The sequence below is a fragment of the Arthrobacter sp. CAL618 genome (assembly GCF_000468215.1).
Classification (GTDB): Bacteria; Actinomycetota; Actinomycetes; order Actinomycetales; family Micrococcaceae; genus Arthrobacter_D.
The window spans coordinates 902-5,974 of the sequence record NZ_ASZW01000158.1 but is presented as its reverse complement, the minus strand read 5'-3'; the positions used below and the strand labels follow the sequence as shown (position 1 = coordinate 5,974).

General features: G+C 64.4%; 8 protein-coding genes. 1 reads left to right on the top strand and 7 read right to left on the bottom strand.

Annotation, left to right across the window (positions count from 1 at the left end; genetic code table 11):
• Positions 1-14 precede the first annotated feature (14 nt).
• The 6 genes from rpsN to K728_RS0109475 all read right to left on the bottom strand — a co-directional run bounded on the left by rpsN (position 15) and on the right by K728_RS0109475 (position 3,395).
• The gene (gene rpsN, locus K728_RS0109500) at positions 15-320 is read right to left on the bottom strand and encodes a 30S ribosomal protein S14 (protein WP_019481735.1); all 306 of its coding nucleotides are present in this window, start codon (positions 318-320) and stop codon (positions 15-17) included.
• A gap of 4 nt (positions 321-324) precedes the next feature.
• The gene (rpmG, locus tag K728_RS0109495) at positions 325-492 is read right to left on the bottom strand and encodes a 50S ribosomal protein L33 (protein ID WP_019481734.1); all 168 of its coding nucleotides are present in this window, start codon (positions 490-492) and stop codon (positions 325-327) included.
• Positions 492-728 carry a 50S ribosomal protein L28 gene (gene rpmB, locus K728_RS0109490; protein WP_019481733.1) on the bottom strand — a complete coding sequence of 79 codons (237 nt, stop codon included), beginning with the start codon at positions 726-728 and terminating at the stop codon, positions 492-494. The genes rpmG and rpmB overlap by 1 nt, the downstream gene beginning before the upstream one ends.
• Before the next feature lie 228 nt (positions 729-956).
• The gene (locus tag K728_RS0109485; protein ID WP_024476547.1) at positions 957-2,072 is read right to left on the bottom strand and encodes a glucose-1-phosphate adenylyltransferase family protein; all 1,116 of its coding nucleotides are present in this window, start codon (positions 2,070-2,072) and stop codon (positions 957-959) included.
• A complete protein-coding gene (locus tag K728_RS0109480; protein WP_024476546.1) occupies positions 2,069-2,566 on the bottom strand; it encodes a MarR family winged helix-turn-helix transcriptional regulator in 498 nt (165 codons plus the stop codon). Before K728_RS0109480 ends, K728_RS0109485 begins: the two co-directional genes overlap by 4 nt.
• A gap of 58 nt (positions 2,567-2,624) precedes the next feature.
• Positions 2,625-3,395, bottom strand: coding sequence for an SGNH/GDSL hydrolase family protein (locus K728_RS0109475; RefSeq protein WP_024476545.1), 771 nt, complete (start codon positions 3,393-3,395; stop codon positions 2,625-2,627).
• Between the two features lie 108 nt (positions 3,396-3,503).
• On the opposite strand from K728_RS0109475, the gene K728_RS0109470 reads away from it, so the two are divergent.
• Positions 3,504-4,466, top strand: coding sequence for a diacylglycerol/lipid kinase family protein (locus K728_RS0109470; protein ID WP_024476544.1), 963 nt, complete (start codon positions 3,504-3,506; stop codon positions 4,464-4,466).
• A gap of 21 nt (positions 4,467-4,487) precedes the next feature.
• Here the strand turns inward: K728_RS0109470 and K728_RS23220 are convergent.
• Positions 4,488-5,073, bottom strand: a 586-nt coding sequence (locus K728_RS23220) for a M23 family metallopeptidase (protein WP_443110958.1), incomplete at its 5' end; no start/stop codon positions are given.

Here is a 5,073-nt window from a genome sequence, read left to right as displayed (position 1 = left end):
CCAGCCAGCCGGAGTTACCAGCTGGACTTGGTCACACCGGGCAGCTCGCCGCGGTGAGCCATGTCGCGGAAGCGAACACGGGAGATACCGAACTTCTGCAGCGTTCCGCGGGGGCGGCCATCGATCTGGTCGCGGTTGCGGAGGCGTACTGGCGACGCGTTGCGGGGCAGCTTCTGCAGTCCGAGGCGTGCAGCTTCGCGGGCTTCGTCAGTCGCGTTGGGGTCAACCAGCGTCTTCTTCAGCTCGAGGCGCTTCTCGGCGTAGCGCTCAACAATTACCTTGCGCTGTTCGTTGCGGGCAATTTTAGACTTCTTAGCCATGTGTTTAGCGCTCCTCTCGGAATTCGACGTGCTTGCGGATCTTGGGATCGTACTTCATCAGAACCATGCGGTCCGGGTCGTTACGGCGGTTCTTGCGGGTCACGTAGGTGTACCCCGTGCCGGCCGTCGACTTCAGCTTGATGATCGGGCGTACGTCTTTATCTTTTGCCATTAGAGCTTCACTCCCCGAGCCAGGATCGACGCGACGACGGCGTCAATTCCGCGCACATCGATGGTCTTGATGCCGCGGGCCGAAACCTGCAGCGTGACGTTGCGGCGCAGGGACGGAACCCAGTAGCGCTTCTTCTGGATGTTCGGGTCAAACCTGCGCTTGGTGCGGCGGTGTGAGTGGGAAATGCTGTGCCCAAAGCCCGGCTCGGCTCCAGTCACTTGGCAGTGAGCTGCCATGACGATCCTCCAAAGAGTTAATGAAAATACCTAGAACCAGCAGTCTTGTCTGCTGGGAATGCAATCAGGGGCGCCCCAAACGACAGCCGAAACTGTCGGGATGATTAGCGGTTTTCGCGCAACTTGAGCCCCTAACTACCGATTCCCCGGAAGATATGTTCCCAAGAATCGGAGCAATTGCGCACGCTCCGCCACCTGATGCCCTCCTATTCTAGGAGCTGCCGGGGGTTAAGACCAATCGCCGTTGCGGTCTACCACCGTCACGACGTCGTCGTCGCCCACCTGTGCTCCGGCGTCGAGCGTGGCACCGGAGTCAACAATGGACCGCACAATCCGGGCTCCGGAGGGAACGGTGACCCCGTTCAGCAGGATCGAATCGACGACGACGGCGCCCGCCTCCACCACCGTGTCCGGCCCAATCACGCTGTGGCTGACTTCGCCGAGGACGCGGCTGCCCGGAGCCAACAGCGAGTCGGCCACGACCGCACCTTTCCCGACAAACCCGGGCAGGCGCTGGGAGCTGCTGGTGAGGATGGGCCAGGCCGGGTGGTCGAAGGCCAGACCCTCGCCGTCAAGCAGTTCCATGTGCGCCCGGTGGTAGTTCTCGGGGGTACCAAGATCGAGCCAATACCCTTCAAGGCGGTGTTCCACCACTGTTGAATGCTGCACCAGGTGGGGCAGCAGCTGGTCGCCGTAGTCGTCGAGGCCGCCCTCTTCCTTCTCCAGCAGTTCCAGGGTGTCGAGCAGGTGCGCGGCATCGAATAGGAAGACTTCGGTGGCCACCAGGGTGGTCTTGGGCTTGTCGGGCTTGTACTCGAAGCCGGTGACGGCGCCGCCGGACACCTCGACCACACCGTGGTTGGAGGCGTCGCCGTCGAAGTGTGTGGTCACGATTGTCGCGGCGGCTTTGGCCTCCAGATGGGTTTGGACGACATCGCGGAAGTCCAGCTGGTACAGGTGATCGGCGCTCAGGAGCAGCACCAGATCGGGGTCGAACTCGCGGATAAACGCTGCCTGCCGGAACAGGCTATCGGCGTTTCCGTCCGCGAAGCCCTCCCCTTCCCTGCCCTCAAACGGCGGCAGGACACGCAGCCCGCCGTTGGTGCGGTCCAGATCCCACGGCCGGCCATTGGCCAGATGGTCGTTGAGCGAGTTCGGCTGGTACTGCTGCACCATCCACACATCCGAGAAGCCGCTGTGGTGCAGGTTGGAGAGGGGGATGTCGATCAGGCGGTAGGAGCCGGCGACGGGCAGCGCCGGTTTGGCACGCTTATCCGTCAGCGGCCCCAACCGTCCACCCGAACCGCCTGCGAGAACGATCGCAAGGACGGACGGTCGGTTCATGGTTGCACTCCAGGTGTGGGTTGATTCAGGATCCAGTGGGTACTGTCGAGGCGGGCCAGGATCTTCTTGCCAATCCGCTCCAGGTCGCGGACGTCGTCGTCGGTCAACGCGTCGAAGACCGATTCCCGTACATGGTCAACATGCTCGCGGGCCAGTAACTGCAGATTCGTCAGCCCGTCCTCGGTGATCCGGGCGGTGGTGACCCGACCATCGCTGGCGCTGGGGCACCGGGACACCCAGCCGCGCTGCTCAAGTTTCTTCACCACATGGCTCAGGCGGGACAGTGACGCATTCGACCGGGCAGCGAGTTCACTCATCGCGAGGGTGAGGTCATCAGTCTCGGAAAGCATCGCCAGGACGTGATAATCGAACAGGGTGATCTTGGCCTGCCGGAACAGGTGGGCGTCCAGCGTGCCAGGGAGCATGGTCGTGACGGCGTAGAGCGCAAGCCAGGCTTGCCGCTCCTCGGGATTCAGCCATCGGACACCACTCATCCCGCCATTCTGGCACAGACACCGTTTGCCACCGGTGCCCCGCGGGCCGGCTGGGACCCTAGGCCCACGCCGGGCGGGTGAGCTCCGGGTACTTGGCCGTCAGCACATCCCCCGAAGACACGCCGCGCAGGCGCCGCCCCACCCACGGCGACAGATAGTCGCGCGCCCACTGGGCGTCCGCTCGTAGCTGATCTATCCGCGACGACGCCGGCGCGGCCTCCAGCTCGGGCAGGTCGATCTCGTGGGAGGCCCGCAACACTTCGAGCACCCGCCTGGCCATAAGGGTGTGTCCGGCGGCGGACATGTGCATCCGGTCAGTGTCCCAATAGCCCCAATTCTGGAACTCCCTGAACCGCCAGTAGTCCACCACGTCGGCGTGGTGCCGGTCAGCAATTTCACGGACCAGTTCGTTATAGATGGCCGTCCGCCCGCGGGTCTTGCCGAACACCGCCGACCCCACCGAATCAAAACCGGTAAACAGCACCACGGCGGCGCCCGAGCTCGCAAGGCGGGCCACGCCGTCGTCGTAGGCGGCCATCAGCGCGTCAATGTCGATCCGCGGCCGCAGAATGTCGTTGCCACCCGCGTAGATGGTGATCAGCGTGGGCTGCATGGCCAGGGCCCGGTCAACCTGTTCGTCGAGGACCTGGCGCACTTTCTTGCCGCGGACGGCGAGATTCGCGTATCCCCAGGAGCTGTCGGCAAGGATCAGTTGCTCGGCCACCCGGTCAGCCCACCCCCGCACCCCATTGGGGCTGGCTTCATGCCAGTCGCCGACGCCTTCCGTAAACGAATCACCGAGGGCCACATATCGTTGAGAGAATTCCACTAGAAGAGGCTACCTGCTCCCGCCGCGCGATAAGGTGGCATTGCAAGCAGACTGATAACTTTTTGCAGTGCACCCCCGCTCCCCTCCCCACAACCTGAGAAGGACATCATGACCCAGCCCTCCGACACTCGGACCAAGCGCGCCGCGTTGATCATCAACCCGGTCAAGAACACCGGGGCTGATATTCGTGCGATCGTTTCGGAGCTCTGCGCTGCCGAGGGGTGGGACGAGGTGCTGTACCTGGAGACATCGGTTGATGACCCCGGCCGTGGCCAGGCACAGGAAGCCGTCGACGCCGGCGTGGACGTGGTGATCGCCGCTGGCGGTGACGGAACGGTCCGCTGCGTGGCCGAGGTCGTCAACGGCACCGGCATCGCACTGGGGCTGATCCCGCTCGGCACCGGCAACCTGCTGGCCCGGAACCTGGACATCGCCGTCGACGATCCGCAGGAGGCCGCCAAGGCAGCCCTGTTCGGCACCGAACGCAACGTCGACGTCGTTCATGTCACGGTTGACCGCGCCCAGGACTCGCACGTGTTCCTGGTGATGGCGGGGCTGGGGTTTGACGCGTCGATCATGGCTGACACCCGTGATGATCTCAAAGACAAGGTGGGCTGGCTGGCCTACGTCGACGCCGGCATCCGGAACCTGAGCGGCAAGCCTGCACGCACCCGGATCACACTGGACGGCGGCGAGGTCATCGAGCGTCGGCTGCGCAGCGTGATGGGCGGCAACTGCGGCAAGATCATGGGCGGGCTGGAGATTTTCCCCGGCGCCAAGATTGACGATGGCCTGCTGGACATCATGACCGTGGCGCCCACCGGCCGGCTCGGCTGGCTTGGCGTCGTGGGTAAGCTGTTTGCCCGCGGAAAGGGCAAGGACCCATCGCTCGAGTACTTCCAGTGCAAGGAAGCCGAGATCCAGCTCGACGAGCCGCAGGAAATCCAGCTCGACGGCGACCCCCTCGGCAAGGGCACCCACATGGCCCTGCGCGTGGACGCTAATTCGTTGCGGCTGCGGATGCCTTACGGCAAGAAGGATCCAGCAGTCGTCACCCACCCGGAGCCCTAAGCCGCGAGGGCCGGGCCGGGGTTAGAGCCGGGTCTGGGGATCGACTTTTTCGCCGTTGACCAGTAGCTCGAAGTGGAGGTGGCATCCGGTGGAGTTGCCGGTGCTGCCGACGGCGCCCAGGCCCTCGGCTTTGCCCACTTTCTGACCCACGGTCACGCCGAGCACACTGAGATGGTTGTACGAGGTTTGGAGGCCCCCGCCGTGGTCCACCACGATCCGCTGGCCACCACCATAGGCATGCCACCCGGATTCCACTACGGTGCCCGCGCGTGATGCGAGGACCGGCGTACCGCAAGCCCCTGAGTAGTCGGTCCCGGTGTGCAGCTCGTCGCCGTACCCGCCCATCGGGTTCACCCGGTAGCCGAACGACGAAGCAATTTCGGCACCCTTGATCGGGGTGGTGAACGCTGCCGCGTCGCTGGACAGGACAGTGGTTTTGGCCTTCGGGGTTGCGGCCGTCGCGAGCGGGGACTCCTTGCTGAAATCAATTTCTGCTTCAGCGTCAGCAGTAACCGGTGAGGCTACGGCGGGGCCGGTTCCGGCGGTAGGGGCTGCCGAGGGGGAAGCCTCTGGGGAGGGAAAGGCTGCGGTGAGAACGAGGCCCGCC